Source organism: Streptomyces sp. NPDC030245, assembly GCF_055572995.1.
This window is the reverse complement of record NZ_JBVICF010000009.1, coordinates 160,941-175,622: the sequence shown is the minus strand read 5'-3', so window position 1 is coordinate 175,622 and position 14,682 is coordinate 160,941. Positions and strand designations below refer to the sequence as shown.

At 72.8% G+C, this 14,682-nt stretch carries 15 protein-coding genes; 1 reads left to right on the top strand and 14 read right to left on the bottom strand.

From position 1 onward, the window contains the following. Positions 1-11: 11 nt before the first annotated feature. Positions 12-974, bottom strand: coding sequence for a GDP-L-fucose synthase family protein (locus ACZ4Z4_RS24225; RefSeq protein WP_468330863.1), 963 nt, complete (start codon positions 972-974; stop codon positions 12-14). Between the two features lie 9 nt (positions 975-983). Beyond that, positions 984-2,249 carry an acyltransferase domain-containing protein gene (locus tag ACZ4Z4_RS24220; protein WP_468330860.1) on the bottom strand — a complete coding sequence of 422 codons (1,266 nt, stop codon included), beginning with the start codon at positions 2,247-2,249 and terminating at the stop codon, positions 984-986. A gap of 160 nt (positions 2,250-2,409) precedes the next feature. On the opposite strand from ACZ4Z4_RS24220, the gene ACZ4Z4_RS24215 reads away from it, so the two are divergent. Then, positions 2,410-2,961, top strand: a complete 552-nt coding sequence (locus ACZ4Z4_RS24215; RefSeq protein ID WP_468330857.1) for an AAA family ATPase — start codon at positions 2,410-2,412, stop codon at positions 2,959-2,961. A gap of 169 nt (positions 2,962-3,130) precedes the next feature. On the opposite strand, the gene ACZ4Z4_RS24210 is transcribed toward ACZ4Z4_RS24215, so the two are convergent. The 12 genes from ACZ4Z4_RS24210 to ACZ4Z4_RS24155 all read right to left on the bottom strand — a co-directional run bounded on the left by ACZ4Z4_RS24210 (position 3,131) and on the right by ACZ4Z4_RS24155 (position 14,681). After that, complete coding sequence (locus ACZ4Z4_RS24210) at positions 3,131-4,246, bottom strand: hypothetical protein (RefSeq protein WP_468330855.1); 1,116 nt, start codon at positions 4,244-4,246, stop codon at positions 3,131-3,133. Between the two features lie 4 nt (positions 4,247-4,250). Continuing rightward, a complete protein-coding gene (locus ACZ4Z4_RS24205) occupies positions 4,251-5,501 on the bottom strand; it encodes an MFS transporter (protein ID WP_468330852.1) in 1,251 nt (416 codons plus the stop codon). Between the two features lie 57 nt (positions 5,502-5,558). Further along, the gene (locus ACZ4Z4_RS24200) at positions 5,559-6,638 is read right to left on the bottom strand and encodes an inositol-3-phosphate synthase (RefSeq protein WP_468330849.1); all 1,080 of its coding nucleotides are present in this window, start codon (positions 6,636-6,638) and stop codon (positions 5,559-5,561) included. A gap of 73 nt (positions 6,639-6,711) precedes the next feature. Further along, positions 6,712-7,707 carry a Gfo/Idh/MocA family protein gene (locus ACZ4Z4_RS24195; RefSeq protein ID WP_468330846.1) on the bottom strand — a complete coding sequence of 332 codons (996 nt, stop codon included), beginning with the start codon at positions 7,705-7,707 and terminating at the stop codon, positions 6,712-6,714. Next, a complete protein-coding gene (locus tag ACZ4Z4_RS24190) occupies positions 7,704-8,999 on the bottom strand; it encodes a glycosyltransferase (protein WP_468330843.1) in 1,296 nt (431 codons plus the stop codon). The genes ACZ4Z4_RS24195 and ACZ4Z4_RS24190 overlap by 4 nt, the downstream gene beginning before the upstream one ends. Before the next feature lie 50 nt (positions 9,000-9,049). Then, positions 9,050-9,790 carry an SDR family oxidoreductase gene (locus ACZ4Z4_RS24185; protein ID WP_468330840.1) on the bottom strand — a complete coding sequence of 247 codons (741 nt, stop codon included), beginning with the start codon at positions 9,788-9,790 and terminating at the stop codon, positions 9,050-9,052. Continuing rightward, positions 9,787-10,830, bottom strand: a complete 1,044-nt coding sequence (locus tag ACZ4Z4_RS24180) for a cysteine peptidase family C39 domain-containing protein (RefSeq protein WP_468330837.1) — start codon at positions 10,828-10,830, stop codon at positions 9,787-9,789. The genes ACZ4Z4_RS24185 and ACZ4Z4_RS24180 overlap by 4 nt, the downstream gene beginning before the upstream one ends. Further along, complete coding sequence (locus ACZ4Z4_RS24175; RefSeq protein ID WP_468330834.1) at positions 10,827-11,117, bottom strand: acyl carrier protein; 291 nt, start codon at positions 11,115-11,117, stop codon at positions 10,827-10,829. The genes ACZ4Z4_RS24180 and ACZ4Z4_RS24175 overlap by 4 nt, the downstream gene beginning before the upstream one ends. A 48-nt stretch (positions 11,118-11,165) precedes the next feature. Then, on the bottom strand, positions 11,166-12,524 hold the full coding sequence (locus ACZ4Z4_RS24170) for a class I adenylate-forming enzyme family protein (RefSeq protein ID WP_468330831.1): 1,359 nt from the start codon (positions 12,522-12,524) through the stop codon (positions 11,166-11,168). Next, on the bottom strand, positions 12,521-13,297 hold the full coding sequence (locus ACZ4Z4_RS24165) for a 3-oxoacyl-ACP synthase (RefSeq protein ID WP_468330828.1): 777 nt from the start codon (positions 13,295-13,297) through the stop codon (positions 12,521-12,523). The genes ACZ4Z4_RS24170 and ACZ4Z4_RS24165 overlap by 4 nt, the downstream gene beginning before the upstream one ends. Next, positions 13,297-14,418, bottom strand: coding sequence for a beta-ketoacyl synthase N-terminal-like domain-containing protein (locus ACZ4Z4_RS24160; protein WP_468330825.1), 1,122 nt, complete (start codon positions 14,416-14,418; stop codon positions 13,297-13,299). Before ACZ4Z4_RS24160 ends, ACZ4Z4_RS24165 begins: the two co-directional genes overlap by 1 nt. After that, complete coding sequence (locus ACZ4Z4_RS24155) at positions 14,415-14,681, bottom strand: acyl carrier protein (protein WP_468330822.1); 267 nt, start codon at positions 14,679-14,681, stop codon at positions 14,415-14,417. The genes ACZ4Z4_RS24160 and ACZ4Z4_RS24155 overlap by 4 nt, the downstream gene beginning before the upstream one ends. Between the last annotated feature and the right edge of the window lies 1 nt (position 14,682).

The following is a 14,682-nucleotide window of genomic DNA, read 5'->3' as shown; positions in this document are numbered from 1 at the left end:
GGCCTGTGCGGTCAGCCCGGCGCGGGGGTGACGTTCTCCACGTACCAGCGATGGGTGTCCCGCAGTCCCTGCGGCAGTCCGATCGTGGGCCGCCACCCCGTACCGCGCAGCCGGGAGACGTTGAGCAGCTTGCGGGGCGTCCCGTCCGGCTTCGTCGTGTCCCATGCGATTCGGCCCGTGAAGCCGACCGTCTCGGCCACGAGCCCGGCCAGCTCGGCTATCGACAGGTCCTCGCCCACACCGACGTTGACCGGAGTCGGGTCGTCGTAGTGGTCCAGCAGGTGCAGACAGGCCGCCGCCAGGTCGTCGACGTGGATGAACTCCCGCCGCGGCGTACCGGTGCCCCAGACGACGACCTCCTCTGCGCCGGACACGCGGGCCTCGTGGAATCGCTGGAGCAGCGCGGGGAGCACATGCGAGCGGGCCGGGTGGAAGGTGTCCCCGGGCCCGTAGACGTTGGTCGGCATCGCGCAGATCCAGCGGCGCCCGTACTGCCTGCGGTAGGAGCGCACCGCCGTCACGCCGGCGATCTTCGCGATGGCGTAGGCGTCGTTGGTCTCCTCCAACGGGCCGGTGAGCAGCGCGGACTCCGGGATCGGCTGCGGCGCGTGCTTCGGGTAGATGCACGAGGAGCCGAGGAAGAGGAGCCGGTCCACGTCCGCCGCGTGCGCCGCGGCGAACAGGTTCGTCTGGATCCGGAGGTTGTCGTTGAGGAACTCCACCGGCTCCGCGTCGTTGGCGGCGATGCCGCCGACCCGTGCGGCCGCGTCGACGACCACGGCGGGCCGCACCGAGGCGACGTACTCGAGGGCGGCCCGCGCGTCGGTCAGGTCGACGTCCGTGGAGCGGGCACCCACGACGGAGGTGAAACCCCGGGCTTCGAGACGGCGCATCACCGCCGAGCCCACGAGACCGGACGAGCCTGCCACGAGCACGGTCGCCGAGCGGTCGAGGGCGGGTGGACGTGCGGACATGGTCGCCTCTCATCCTCGGTCGTGGGGCGCGGCGTGCACGGCCGCGGGAGCCCTCTCGGGCTCGCGGGGTGTGTCGGGAATATCGAGACCCCGGCAGTGCAGGGCGCCCAGCAGGCGCTGGAGCGTCAACGGCTCGGAGGTGTTGCGCAGTCCGGAGGCGACGACGAGCGGATCGGCCACGTGCTCGGCCCGCAGCGTCTCCCGGATCGGCCGGATCAGGACCGGGTGCGGGCCGATCTCCACGAACGTCCGGACGCCGCGGCGGGCCAGCGCGGACACCGCCTGGGTGTACCGGACGGGCTGGCGGAGGTTACGCGTCCAGTAGGCCGCGGTGGCCGTGTCGTCCGGGTCCGGCACCGCGTCGACCGTCGAGATCCACGGGATGCGGGGCGGGGCGGGGGCGAGCCCGGCCAGCTCGGCGCGCATCCGCGGCAGCACGCTGTCGACGAACGGGCTGTGCGACGCGGCGTTGATCCTGATCAGCCGGCACCGCGCGCCCTCGGCCTCCAGCTTCTCCACCAGCGCCCGCGTGGCCTCGCTCTCCCCGGTGACCACCGTCTCCCTGGGCGCGCTGTGCGCGGCGACGACCACCGTCCCGGGGATCTCGGCGCAGCGCCGCGCGACGGTGTGCCGGTCGAGACCGACCGTGGCCATCATCCCGCCGCCCGCCGCCCGGGCGAGGAGACCGGAACGCACGGCGACCACCCGGGCCGCCTCGGCCAGCGTCAGAGCGCCCGACACATGGGCGGCGGCGACCTCGCCGAGGCTGTGCCCCACCACCGCCTCCGGCCGCAGCCCCGACGACAGGAGCCAGTGCGCCGTCGCCACCTGCACGGCGAAGATCAGGGGCTGTGTCGTGTCCGGCCCGCCCGCCTCCCCGACGGCCGCGTTCCGCAGCGGTTCGACGACGCCTCCGGGCAGCAGCGGATCGAGTTCGGTGAGGACCCGGGCCGCGACGGGCACCCGGTCGAGCAACTCCCGCCCCATGCCCGCCCACTGGCTGCCGTGACCGCCGAAGCACCAGGCGGCGCGCGCCGCGCCGCCGTCGGCACGCCCCGTCGTCCACCGCGGGCTCGGTATGTCCTCGGCGAACGAGGTCAGTCCCTCGACCAGGCCCGCCCGGTCCGCGGCGGTGACGGCGAGACGTTCCTCGCCGGGCACGCCCGCGGGGAGCCGCGGGGGCGCCACCGATTCGGGCCCGGCACCGTCGGTCAGCAATTCGGCGGCCGATTTCGCGGCGGCCACCAACCCCGCGTGCTCGGTGGCTGAAAACATCAGCAACCAGGGCGGAGGAGAGGACAATGAGTCGGTGAATGGCATAGGCACTTCCTGTATCCGTAAATGGGGTCGGACAGGTAGTTGGTAGTTGCTACGATCCCCGCGTCGGCCCTATCGGACCGCCGTTCGACAAGGCGAAAAAAGGAGTAGAAGAAGCATGCCGGAAACCTCGTTCCAGGGCCAGGTCGTCGATACCGAACCGGCCCCGCACGTATTCCTCGTCGTCGGCATTCCGGGGTCCGGGAAGAGTTCCGTGTCGGACGCTCTGGCCCGCCGGTTCCCGCTCGGCGCGCACATCGAGGGCGACCACTTGCAGGACCTGATCGTGTCGGGGAACCACCTGCCCAAGCCGGAGGAGGACCTGGAGGCGGACCGCCAGCTGCTCCTGCGCGCACGCAACGCAGCCGTCCTGGCGCGCAGCTTCCACGCCGCGGGTGTCGTGCCGGTCATCGACGACGTCGTCGTGCGGCGCGCGCACCTCGAGTTCTACCTGGAGCACCTGAAGGACCTTCCGCTGCGTCTGATCGTGCTCGCCCCGTCGATGGACGTCGTCACCCGGCGGCTCACCGACCGGGACAAGGTCCTCGCGGACGACTGGTCGTTCCTCGACGAGGCGATGCGGGACGAACTCGCGGGCGAGGGCGAGTGGGTCGACAGCTCGAAGCTGACGCTGGACGAGACGGTCGACGCCATCCTGGCGAAGGGCTGACCGGGCTGACAGGGCTGACGGGCTGAAGCTGCCGCCGGGGCGACCCGGCACGGGTCCCGGGTCCGGCGCGGACGAGGAGACGTCCCGCGCCGGACCCATGTCTTTTCGGCCCCGTTGCCGGCCCCCGTCGCCGACCCCCGTCCCCGGTCTTCGGCGTCGGCCGCTGTCGTCAGCCGCCGTTGATGCGGCGGACCGCGGTCAGCCAGGTGCGCATGAGGTGGGCGCTGCGGTGCACGAACGCCCGCGCCTCCTGTGTCCAGGCGGGGCCCCGGGCCTGCTCGGCGAAGTCCTGGAGGCCGTGGCTGAGCGATTCGTACGCCTCGATGTAGTCGCTGCCCTCCTGGGTGAACTCCCGCAGCCATTCGAGGAGTTCGTCCATGAAGCGGATCGCGGGCAGTTCGATGGCGAGGTCGTCGAGCAGGTCGTGCTCGTTGCGCTCGTGGTTGACCACGGGCCCGCCGAACCGCACCGCGTGCCCCAGGTGCTTGGCGCAGGCGGCGACGAAGTACCCGCTGAAGATGTCACCGAAGCGCTCGACCGCCGCGCCGCCGATGGGCTGGCCCATGCGCAGGAAGTAGTACGCGGGCAGGGCGTCATGGTGCACCGCGGTGTTCTGCGAATTGACGGGGCACCAGGTGTTCTTGGCCAGCACGGCGGCCTCGCCGTTGTAGGCGGTGACCCTGGGCCGGACCGCGAGGCGGGTCACCGCGTCCACGTCGGGGTCGTCCAGCCACAGCCCGGCGTTGACGCGCACGTCGGCCACCTCCTCGGCATGGGTGACCTGGGTGGCGGCCTCCCGGGGGCCGTAGGGGAAGCCGCGCGGGAAGACGCGGCAGGGGTCGACGGTCAGCAGGTCGCAGGCGTTGAACCAGCCGTTGTCGGCGGAGACGGTGCGCTGCCGCACGGGGCCCCGCAGGACGACGCGGTGCTCGTCGAGGAACGGGCTGTCGATCGGCAGGTTGTCGTCGTCCATGGACACGGCGAAGGCGCTGCCGTTCAGGTACGACAACAGGTAGCCGATGTTGCGGCGGTTGTCGGAGTCGTAGGGAATCAGGTCGGGCACGCCGAGCTTCGCGAGGAATTGGTCCTGCTCCGCCACGTCGGGGGAGACGATCCGGGCGCCCCGGCCGCGCGCCTGTTCGCAGGCCTCGTAGAACGCGGCGGGCGTCTTCCTGTCGGGGATGACGACGAGCCGTGCACCGTCTTCGGCGAGGGTGTCGGTGAAGTGCTTGAGGAACGACCCGGAACCGATGGTCGTCATGACGATGTCGATCGTCTCAGTCATGTAGTCACTCCAAAGTGGGGATGTCCCGCCACTGCCGCAGTCGCGAGGACGCGGCGATGAGCGGGGCGCTGAGCCAGAGAAGCATCACGACGGCCAGCCCGACCCGCGGGCCGAACAGGGTTCCCAGGCCGCCGCCGACCAGTCCGCCGACGAAGAGCATTCCGCGGCTGATGAACCGGACGCAGGCGACCGTCCGTTGCAGGAGTTCGGGTGGCGTCAGGAGTTGTACGAGCGTGGCCTGCCCGACCGTGAACACGGCGTAGCCGGCGTGGAAGAGCAGGGCGCCGCTCAGGAACAGGAAGAGGCCGGAGCCCGGTTGGGTCAGCGGCAGGAGCAGGCCCGCCGGCGCCATGGTGGCGGCCGGCAGCCAGACGGCCCGCGCCGTGCCGAGGCGGCGGCTGACGCGGCCCGCGCCGAACGCCCCGATCAGTCCGCCGATGCCGACGGACCCGAGCAGCATGCCCAGCGTGCCGGGGGCGACCCCGACGTCGTGGGCGAGGAAGATGACGACGAGTGCCTCGTACGCGGCGAAGCAGCAGTTACCGACGGCCGAGCCCGCGATCGACGCCAGGATGACCCGTCTTCGGGTGATGAACCGGGCGGCTTCGGCGAGTTCGGCCCACATGCCCTTGGCGCGGGCCCCCGTGGTGGACGGCTCGATCCGGTCCCGCATCAGCAGATTGCAGGACGAGGACACCAGGAAGCCCGCCGTGTTGAGGAGCGGCGCGTGCTCGGCGCCGAGGAGCTGCACGGTGAAACCCGCCAGCGTCGGGCCGAAGGCGAGCGACATCGCACGCGCCATCTGTAGACGGACGTTGCCGTAGACGAGCTTGTCCTTGGGCAGCAGCCGGGGCGGCATGGAGAGGTACACGATCTCGTAGAACACCGTCGCGCAGCTGACCAGGACATTGGACAAGTAGAGGTGCCACAGGGCCAGATGGCCCGTGGCGGACAGGACCGGCACCATGGTCACGATCGCGGCGCGGCTGAGGTCGGTGAGGAGCAGCACGGTGCGCGGCGGCAGCCGCGAGCTGTAGACGCCCGCGGGCAGGGTGATGAGGAGCCAGGGCAGATAGCCGGCCGCGGTGATGAGGCCGACCTCGCCGACGGACGCGCCGAGGGCCTGGGCGGCCAGCAGCGGGAAGGCGACCACCGTGGCCATACCGCACAGCTGACTGATGCTGCTGCCGATCCACAACAGGCGGAAGTCCCGCAGGCGGACGGACTCGGCCGCCAGGGTGGCGGAACCGGACATGACGGTGCCCTCTTCTCCCTCTACGAGCTTCCACCGCGGGCTGCCTCTGGAAGCTTCCTACGCCGACGGAGGACCGGCGATGAACGCCTCGACCGCGTCGAAGGCGTCCGAGTCGCGGTACTGCTCGGGCGGCGACTTCATGAAGTACGACGACGGCGCCAGGAGCGGGCCGCCGATCCCGCGGTCGAGCGCGATCTTCGCGGCCCGCACGGCATCGATGATGACACCGGCCGAATTCGGCGAGTCCCACACCTCCAGCTTGTACTCCAGGGACAGCGGTACGTCGCCGAACGCCCGCCCCTCCAGGCGCACATAGGCCCACTTGCGGTCGTCCAGCCACGGCACGTGGTCCGACGGGCCGATGTGGACGGAGTCGCGGCTCATGGGGCGGTCGATCTGCGACGTCACCGACTGGGTCTTCGACGTCTTCTTCGACTCCAGACGCTCACGTTCGAGCATGTTGCGGAAGTCCATGTTGCCGCCGACGTTGAGCTGCATCGTCCGGTCGAGCCGTACCCCGCGGTCCTCGAAGAGCCGGGTCAGCACCCGGTGCGTGATGGTCGCCCCCACCTGCGACTTGATGTCGTCACCGATGATCGGCACGCCCGCCTCGGTGAATTTCGCGGCCCACTGCGGGTCCGACGCGATGAACACCGGGAGCGCGTTGACGAAGGCGACGCCGGCGTCGATCGCGCACTGCGCGTAGAAGCGGTCCGCGTCCTCGCTGCCGACCGGCAGATAGGAGATCAGCACGTCGGCCCGGGTCTCGCGGAGCGTGGCGACGACGTCGACCGGCTCCGTGTCCGACTCCGTGATGGTCTCGCGGTAGTAGCGGCCGAGGCCGTCCAGCGTGGGGCCGCGGCGCACCGTGACGCCGGTCGGCGGCACGTCGCAGATCTTGATGGTGTTGTTCTCCGACCGGAAGACGGCGGATGCGAGGTCCTGTCCGACCTTCTTGGCGTCCACGTCGAAGGCGGCGACGAACTCCAGGTCACGCACGTGGTAGCCGCCGAAGTCGACGTGCATGAGGCCGGGTACCCGGCTCGCGGGGTCGGCCTCGGCGTAGTACTGGACTCCTTGTACGAGTGAGGCGGCGCAGTTGCCGACGCCGGCAATGGCCACACGTATCTTGCCCATCGTTTTCCCTTCGCGGAATCGGGGTTCGGGGGGAGGTGCGGGACGGGGCCGGGGGAGACCCGCCCCACACCGGTCAGGGCGCCACCGGGACGGATCCCGTCTTGGCGGAGCGTTCGGCGGCCAGCGCGCAGCGCAGCGCGTCGTGCGAGTCGCGCCAGGTGCCCGCGGCCGGATCGGCGGGCCCGCCCGCCGCCATCGCGAGGAACGAGCGCACCTGCGCGCGGTAGGCGACCGCGAACCGGTCCCAGTACCCGCGGAAGTGCGGCGCGCCGCCGGAGCCGGGCGGCGCCGTCCGCTCGGGTCCGGCCGCGCCCACCTCCACATTGCCCCGGTCGCCGAGGACTTCGGCCCGCACGTCATAGCCGAGCGGCTGCCACCGGCCCGCGGAGAGGACGGCCAGGGTGTCGTCGTCGAGCCGGACCATCGCGGTGACCGTGTCGAAGTCGCCGATGTCGGCGAGCTCCGGGCAGGACAGCGCGGCGCCGTCCGCCGCGACCTGGGCGATCCTGCGGCCGGTGAGCCACTGCACCAGATCGAAATCGTGCAGCATGAGGTCGGTGAAGACCGAGCCGCTCTGCCGCAGCCGGGCCACCGGGGGCGGCTCCATGTCGTGTGAGACCAGCCTGAGCAGCTGTACGCGGCCCAGCTCCCGCCCGACCGTGCGGGCCCGCAGGTCGGCGAAGCCCGGGTCGAAGTGCCGCTGGAAACCCACCCACAGCGGGACACCGCGCCGTTCGGCCAGCAGGCCCAGTTGCTCGGTGCGGTCGAGGTCGACGGCCAGCGGCTTCTCGCACAGCGTCGGCACACCGGCCTCGACCAGCTCCTCGACGAGGCGGGGGTGGGCTGTGGTGCCCGCCGTCACCAGCGCCGCGTCGCAGCCGCGGGAGACCAGGTCGCCGACGGTGTCCGCGACGGTCGCCGAATCCACGTCCTGCGCGACCTTCTCGGCGCGGGCCGCATCCGCGTCCACACAGACCAGCCGGTGCGGACCCAGCGCCTGAAGGTGGTGGGCGTACATCGCGCCGATCCGGCCGCAGCCCACGAGGCCGACGCGCAACCCGGCGGTCATCGGCCCACCTCCGCGGGGGCGGTGGCCGCGGACCGGGCCAGGGCGGCCAGGTCGGTCGACTCCTGGCAGGCGCGCAGCCGTTCGCCCCACAGCGCGGCGCGCTCGGTGAACCCCGCGTCGCCGAGGACCTCGGCGACGCCGCGCCTGATGTCGCCGACGCGCACGCACGGCTGGTCGGACGGGCCGGAGTACCGGTCCCGGAAGTTCAACCGTCCGCGCGGGGTGGTCTCACTGGTCCGCAGCAGCACTCCGGCTCCGGTGTCCTCGACCAACTGCCGCCCGTTCATCTCCTGTTCGGACATGAACGGCATGACGACCGAGGGCTTGCCGTGCCGCAGCGTGGCGAGAACCGTCGCCGAACCCCCGTGGCTCACCACCGCGTCGGCCCACTCCAACGGCGTGTCCAGGCCGGTGAAGCCCGCCACCACCACGTTGCCCGGCACCTTCAGGCCGCCCTCGAACGCGAATCCGCTGGAGACGTACACGCTCCACGGCTCGTCGGCGCAGGCGTCGAGGACGTTTTGCAGGGCCTGCCGGCCCACCGTGCCGCCGCTGCCGATGGTCACGTACACGCGGGGCCGGTCGGTGAGCGGCGGCGGGGGGCCCTCGACGGGCTTCACCGGATTCCAGTACATCGGCCCCACGTAGTGCAGCCGCCCGCGGTGCGGTGGTCCTTCGAGGGGTTCGAGGCCGGGGAGGCTGGACACCAGGGTGACGTCGCCCCACAGCAGGTGCTCCGCCCGCGCCACCGGGCCGAGACCCAGCTCGCGCGAGACCTCGTCCCAGACGGGCAGGCTCGACGGGTGCGGCAGCAGGTCGCGCGGCGCCACCGTCGACCACGGCATCCAGCCGTTGTCGCGCGGCGTGACGAAGTCCGCGTCGGCGAGGGAGACCACCGGGATGCCCCTGGCCCGCGCGGCGAGGGCCGCGGTCGGACACATGTCGATGACGACGAGTGTCGGCCGGAACTCCGCGATCAGCCGGGTGTCCGCCGCGATTCGCTGCCGGACGCGCTCGATCCGGTGGTACGTCGCCGCCACGGCGAACACGCGCTCCACGTCGGCGAAGGGCAGGAACGGCGGCATCGGGTGCCGGTCCGGCGGGCTCGGCGCCTCGGGCTCCGACGCGAGGACCGGGAACCCGGCCTCCCGGACCATGGCGTTGATGCCGCAGTCCGCGAACGCCACCTCGTCGCCCGCCTCGGCCAGCGCCGCGGCCAGGACGAGGCAGCGGCCGGTGTAGGCGGCCCCACCGCCCCAGCCCCAGGGGAAGAACAACACTCGCTCGGTCACACGTCCTCCTGCTCGTTCGGGTCGTGCTCGTCCTCGCTGTCAGGTGACTGTCAGGCCGTCATCCCGCCGTCCACCGCGATCACCTGCCCGGAGACGTAGGAGGCCGCGGGGGAGCACAGGAAGGCCACGACCGAGGCGATCTCCTCCGCGCGGCCCGCCCGGCCGAGCGGCGTCCTGGCCACCACGTCCTGTCGGGCCCGCTCGGGCATGCCGTCATGAGCGGGGGTGTCGGCGACCAGGCCGGGCGCCACGCAGTTGCAGGTGATGCCGTACCGCCCGTACTCCTTGGCGGTCGTCCAGGTCAGCCCGTGCAGGCCGGACTTGGAGGCCGCGTAGGCCGCCTGGCCCGGCTGCCCGCGCAGCCCCGCCACCGACGACACGAGAACGATCCGGCCGCCCCCGTGCCGCGTCATCGCCCGCACCCCTGCCTGCACGCACCGGAACGCCCCCGTCAGATTGACCGCGAGCTGCTCCTCCCACTCGTCCTCGGACACGGCGAGCAGCAGCCGGTCCCGGTGGACCCCGGCGTTGACCACGAGGGCGTCGAGACGGCCGAACTCCTCGACCACCCGCTCCACGACCCGCCGGCCGCTGCCCGGCCGTGACAGGTCGGCCGTCACCGCCGTCGCGGCCGCGCCCGCAGCCCTGAGCTCACCGACCACGGCCTGTGCCGCTTCCTCGTTCCGGTGGGCGTGCACCCCCACCGCGTAACCCCGCTGGGCCAGTTCGTGCGCGATGGACCGGCCGAGCGGGCCCGAGCCCCCGGTCACCAGCGCGGACCGTACGCTCATGCGGTCGCGCCCTCGGGCAGCGGGAAGCAGGTCGTCTCGATGTGCGCGAACCGCTTGCGCAGCCGGTCGGTCGCGTCCGGGTCCGCGGCACCCTCCCGGCCGCCCGCGGCGACGAGCGCCTCCCGCAGCCGGTCGAGCGCGGTGCGCAGCGGACGGGCCAGCTCCATGACGCGCGGGTACGCGGCCAGGGGGTCAGCCTGCTCGTGCGCCGCGATCAGGGCGATGCCGAGCCGTTTGGCGCAGACCCGGGCGCCGAGCGCCGCGGTCCGCACCGCCGCCATCGCAGGGGGCAGCGCGAGGGTCCCGCCATCGGCGGGCGGGACGGCGAGCGCGTTGCCGTAGACGAACAGCTGGGGCTGGATGTCGCCGAGCACCAGCACGTGCAGGGCCCTGGCCGTCCGCAGACCGAGGCCGGCCTCGGTGAGCTCGTCGAGGAGTTCACCGAGGGCGGTCGCGCCGACCGAGAGCAGCGCGGTGTCGCGGTCGAGGCGCGCGGCGAAGTACTCCTCGGGATCGCTCGTGTCGGGGGCGTCGGTCACCGTCACCGTGCCGACCCAGGTGAACAGCGCCCGCAGTGCGGGAGTCAGCGTCCAGTAGCGGCGGAATCCGTCGTCCGGGTCGGCGTCGGTGTCCAGCACGGTCATGACACCGTCGTCCGGTGACCAGTGTGACGCGAGGACCGCGTGGTCGTGGAAGTGGTAGCGGCCCTCGTACACGTCGCCGGGCAGGTGGAACCGGTCGGGCAGCACCATCACCGGTTCGCCCGCGCCGACCCGCTCCAGGACGAACGGCACGTTGCGGGTGCCGTCGTCGAACGCGGTGCGGTAGTCCACGCGGCAGCCGTCGAAGTCCTTGGCCAGGTCCCGGCCCACCGGGTCGAGAGGGCCGTTCAGTGCGCGGGCGACCGCGAGCGGGTCGAGGCCCCGGTACCGCAGGACGGCCTCCACGCAGCGCAGCACGCAGTTCAGGCCGTCCAGGGCGCGGTCGCGCCAGCCCAGTGCCCCCGCCTGGTCGAACCGCGGGGCGTTCGCGCCGGTCACTGGAGCTCGCGGCCCGCGGCCCGGGCGCGGGCCACCAGGCTGTCGGCCAGGTGCCCGAGGTTCTTGAAGACCGTCCAGTCGGTCTCCTCGTCGCTGTAGGGCACGCCCCACCGCTCCTCGAAGCGGGAGAGCACCACGATGAGATCCAGCGAGTCCATGCCGATCTCGTCGAGCGTGGTCGACTCGTCGAGCCGGTCGGGCAGATGGGGCCGTTCGGCGAGCACGGTCGTGATGAGATCCAGGACGAGGTCGCGGTCGGTCTTCTGGGGGGTCGTGGCGTCGGTCATGTTCTTGGTTCCTCTCTTCGTTGTCTGCACGCATGAGGGGGAGTCGTCTCAGGCGTCGGCCTCCATGAGCAGACCCCTGCGGATCTTCCCGCTGCCCGTCCGGGGCAGCTTGTCGACCCGTCGGATCACCGAAGGCACCTTCACCGCCATCAGCAGCTCGCGGGCCCTGCGGCGCAGCGCCGCGGCGTCGAACTCGTCGGCGCCGGCCTCGACGAAGGCCCACACCTGGCTCTCGCCCGCCGGCCCCGTCCGCCCCACCACGGCGCAGTCGCTCACGCCCGGCGCCCCGCGCAGGACGTTCTCCACCTCGGCGGGGGAGATCTTGTTGCCGCCGATGTTGATGATCAGGTCGCTGCGGCCGGTCAGCCGCAGCCCGTCGTCGCCGAGCACCCCGAGGTCGCCGGTGGTGACCCAGCCGTCGGCGTCGGCCAGCGGCACCGGCCGCCCCGCCTCCATCCGGACCGGGGAAAGACCGGGGAACTGGGCCGCGACCGGCGCCGGTTCACCGCTGCCCGCCATCAGCCCCACGTCGGGCAGCGGGCGTCCGACGCAGCCGCTGCCACCCGCCGGGGTGAGGGTCAGCTGGCCCAGCTCGGAGTTGCCGTAGTGGTCGTACACGGGCACGCCCGCGTCGTGCCAGGCCGCGACGGCTTGGGCGGGGAGGGCGTCGCCCGCGCTGACGCACCGTTTCCAGCCGCCCGCGCGCGGTACCTCGCCCCGCCCCCACCAGTCCAGGACCACCGGCACGCTTTGCAGGACGGTGGGCCGGTGCCGTTCGGCCAGGAGCACGGCCCGCGCGGGAGTCAGGGGCCCGGGCGGCACCAGCTGGCAGGCGCCCGCCGACAGGACGGCGAGGGTGCCCGCCTCGATCGCGTAACTGTGCCCGAGCGGACTGGTGGTGAGGACGACATCCTCGGGTCCGAGGCCGAACTCCTGGGCGAACCCGGCGGAGTTGCGCAGCGTGCCCTGCCACTCGCGCGAGATCACCTTCGGCCGGCCGCTGGTGCCCGAGCTCGTCACCGCGAAGGACCAGCCGCCGTCACCCGGCCCGTCCGGCCGCAGCGCGGTCACGAGCCCGTCGACGAGGCTCAGTTCGGCGCCGAAGTCGGTGAGCGCGGCCGAGCGCTCCGCGGCACCCGTGCGTTCCTGTAGGACCAGTGTGGCCGCGTGCAGCGACGTCACCGCGGCGAAGTCGACCACCGAGTCCAGCGACGACGTCAGCACGACGCCGATCCGGACACCGGGACGGACCCCGGCATCGCGCAACTCCCGCACGCGATCGACGATTTCGCGTTCCAGCTCGGCGTACGTCACCGTCCGCCGGTCGTCGATGAGTGCGGGGCGGTCGCCCCGTCCGGCGCGGCGGTGCCCGGCCAGCACATCCACCAGGGTGTCGTCCACGGTCATCCCTCCTTGTGCGCCGTGCAGCGGTAGCCGTGCCGGCTGCCCGCCGCGGCCACGGTCACCGAGGGCGCGGCCCGGTCGTCGGTGAGGGCCGAGACGAGTCCGGCCAGCGGGGCGGTGGCCCGCACGTCGGCCGAGCGCGCGTCGGACGGAGGGCACGTCTCCACGGCGTCGAGCCGCGCCAGTACGCGGGCGCTCCGCCGCCGCGCCCGTGCGGCGGACTCCAGGACCACGAACGCCGCCCACCCGGGCAGGTGTTCGCTGCCGCACGCGCGGGCGGCGGCCGGACTGAGCAGTTCGTACGCACCGCACAGCACCGGGACGTCCGGTGCGATCCGGAGCCTGCGCTGCCCGACCGCCAGGGCCTGAAGGCCCGCACCGGCACCGAGCAGGGTGGCGCAGTGGCCGCGCAGCCGGTGGCGCAGGCAGATCAGGGACGTCACGCCGTGCGCGTTGAAGTACAGGAACGCCTCCGGCGCCAGCGACGAGCGGGCACCCGAGTCGAGGCGGGCGCGGATGGTCTCCGCCACATGCCCCGAGCCGTACACCGATCCGATGACACAGCTGACGTCACCCGCGTCACCCGTGTCGCCTCCGTCGCCCGTAGCCGCACGCACCAGCGCCCGGCCCGCCAACTCGGCGATCCGCTCCGGTAGTTCCTGCGTCCACTTGTTCACGTCGCGCCAGCCGTCGGCGCCCTCGCCGTGCGCGCGCCACAGCTCCGAGGCGTCGACCTCGCCCGACGACGCGGCGGTGATCACGAAGGTGTCGTCCATCAGGGCCTCCGGAGTATGAGCGCGGTGTTCATGCCGCCCAGACCGCAGGAGACGCTCAGTGCGGTCCGCAGCTCCGGAACGTGCCGCGGACCGTCTCCGAGGACCAGGTCGAGGTCGGCGCAGATCGGGTCCACCGGCTCGGCACCCCAGGTGGGGGTGACGGCGCGATGGGTCAGGGACAGGACACAGGCCAGCGCCTCCACGGCGCCCGCGCCGCCCTGAAGGTGCCAGAGCACACCCTTGACGCTGTTCACCGGCACGGAGGACAGCCGCGGGCCGAACACCGCGCGCAGCGCCGTGACCTCCGCGGTGTCACCGCGCCGCGTGCCCGGCCCGTGTGTGTTGACGAAGTCGACGTCGTCCGGTTCGAGGCCCGCGTCGGCCAGCGCGATCCGCACCGCCTGCTCGATGCCGTCCGCCCCCGGCGCCGCCAGATGCCCCGTGGCATTGGTCAGCCCGCACCCCGCCAGCACGGCAAGCGGCTCGGCGGCGTCGTCGACCGGTTCGAGCCGCAGCACCGCAGCCCCTTCGGACAGGCCGATGCCCCGGCGCTCGGTGCTGAACGGCCTGCACCCCTCCGGGCCGAGCGTGCGCAGCGAGTTGAGACCGAGGAAGGCCATGTCGGTGACGGCGTCGGCACCGCCGACCACCGCGGCCGGCGCGTCGCCGACCGCCACCAGGTCACGGGCGACCGCGATGGCGGCGGCGCCCGAGGCCGAGGCGTTGGCGACGGTGACGGCCTCGCCGCCCAACCCGGTCCGCTCCGCGCAGGCCGCGGCCAGGTCGCCCGCGAGGTGCCCCGGCACGGCGGGTACCACTCCGGGATCCGTCGTACCGAGGACGAGGGCCGTGCGCCGGCGCCCGTCGTCGTCGACACCGTCGAGGGCTTCCCGTACGGCCGACTCGGCGAGGTCGAGGGCGCGCCACGCGCCGTCCGCGCCGGTGTGGCAGGGCACTTGCCCCGCCGAGCCGAGAGTGGCGCCCTCGACGTCGAACTCCGTGATCGGCGGATGGTGCGCCCGGCCCGTGGCCAGCGCCTCCCACAGCGCGGTGACGCCGACGCCGCCCGGACTGCACACGCCGAGCGCGGTGACGGCGACCGCGCCCCGTGCGCCGCTCATCGCCGATCACCTCGGAACAGGGCCGTGGCCAGCGATTCGATGCTCGCCGACTCCAGGACCGCGTCGTCCGGCAGGACCACGCCGAGCTCCTGTTCCAGCTCGCCGACCACGGTGATGAGCAGCACCGAGTCGATCCCGGCCGAGGACAGCGGCTCGGTGTCGGAGAGCCACGGCAGGCCGGGCTCCTCCTGCAACCGGCCCGCGATCTTGGCCCGCACCCGGGTCAGCATCGCCTCATGCGTGTCCACTTCCGTGTCACGCATG

What these genes read in the sequence shown, in the direction of transcription:
- ACZ4Z4_RS24225 (WP_468330863.1), bottom strand. Translation starts at nt 974, where the DNA reads ATGTCCGCACGTCCACCCGCCCTCGACCGCTCGGCGACCGTGCTCGTG.
- ACZ4Z4_RS24220 (WP_468330860.1), bottom strand. Translation starts at nt 2,249, where the DNA reads ATGTTTTCAGCCACCGAGCACGCGGGGTTGGTGGCCGCCGCGAAATCG.
- ACZ4Z4_RS24215 (WP_468330857.1), top strand. Translation starts at nt 2,410, where the DNA reads ATGCCGGAAACCTCGTTCCAGGGCCAGGTCGTCGATACCGAACCGGCC.
- ACZ4Z4_RS24210 (WP_468330855.1), bottom strand. Translation starts at nt 4,246, where the DNA reads ATGACTGAGACGATCGACATCGTCATGACGACCATCGGTTCCGGGTCG.
- ACZ4Z4_RS24205 (WP_468330852.1), bottom strand. Translation starts at nt 5,501, where the DNA reads ATGTCCGGTTCCGCCACCCTGGCGGCCGAGTCCGTCCGCCTGCGGGAC.
- ACZ4Z4_RS24200 (WP_468330849.1), bottom strand. Translation starts at nt 6,638, where the DNA reads ATGGGCAAGATACGTGTGGCCATTGCCGGCGTCGGCAACTGCGCCGCC.
- ACZ4Z4_RS24195 (WP_468330846.1), bottom strand. Translation starts at nt 7,707, where the DNA reads ATGACCGCCGGGTTGCGCGTCGGCCTCGTGGGCTGCGGCCGGATCGGC.
- ACZ4Z4_RS24185 (WP_468330840.1), bottom strand. Translation starts at nt 9,790, where the DNA reads ATGAGCGTACGGTCCGCGCTGGTGACCGGGGGCTCGGGCCCGCTCGGC.
- ACZ4Z4_RS24175 (WP_468330834.1), bottom strand. Translation starts at nt 11,117, where the DNA reads ATGACCGACGCCACGACCCCCCAGAAGACCGACCGCGACCTCGTCCTG.
- ACZ4Z4_RS24170 (WP_468330831.1), bottom strand. Translation starts at nt 12,524, where the DNA reads ATGACCGTGGACGACACCCTGGTGGATGTGCTGGCCGGGCACCGCCGC.
- ACZ4Z4_RS24165 (WP_468330828.1), bottom strand. Translation starts at nt 13,297, where the DNA reads ATGGACGACACCTTCGTGATCACCGCCGCGTCGTCGGGCGAGGTCGAC.
- ACZ4Z4_RS24160 (WP_468330825.1), bottom strand. Translation starts at nt 14,418, where the DNA reads ATGAGCGGCGCACGGGGCGCGGTCGCCGTCACCGCGCTCGGCGTGTGC.
- ACZ4Z4_RS24155 (WP_468330822.1), bottom strand. Translation starts at nt 14,681, where the DNA reads ATGCGTGACACGGAAGTGGACACGCATGAGGCGATGCTGACCCGGGTG.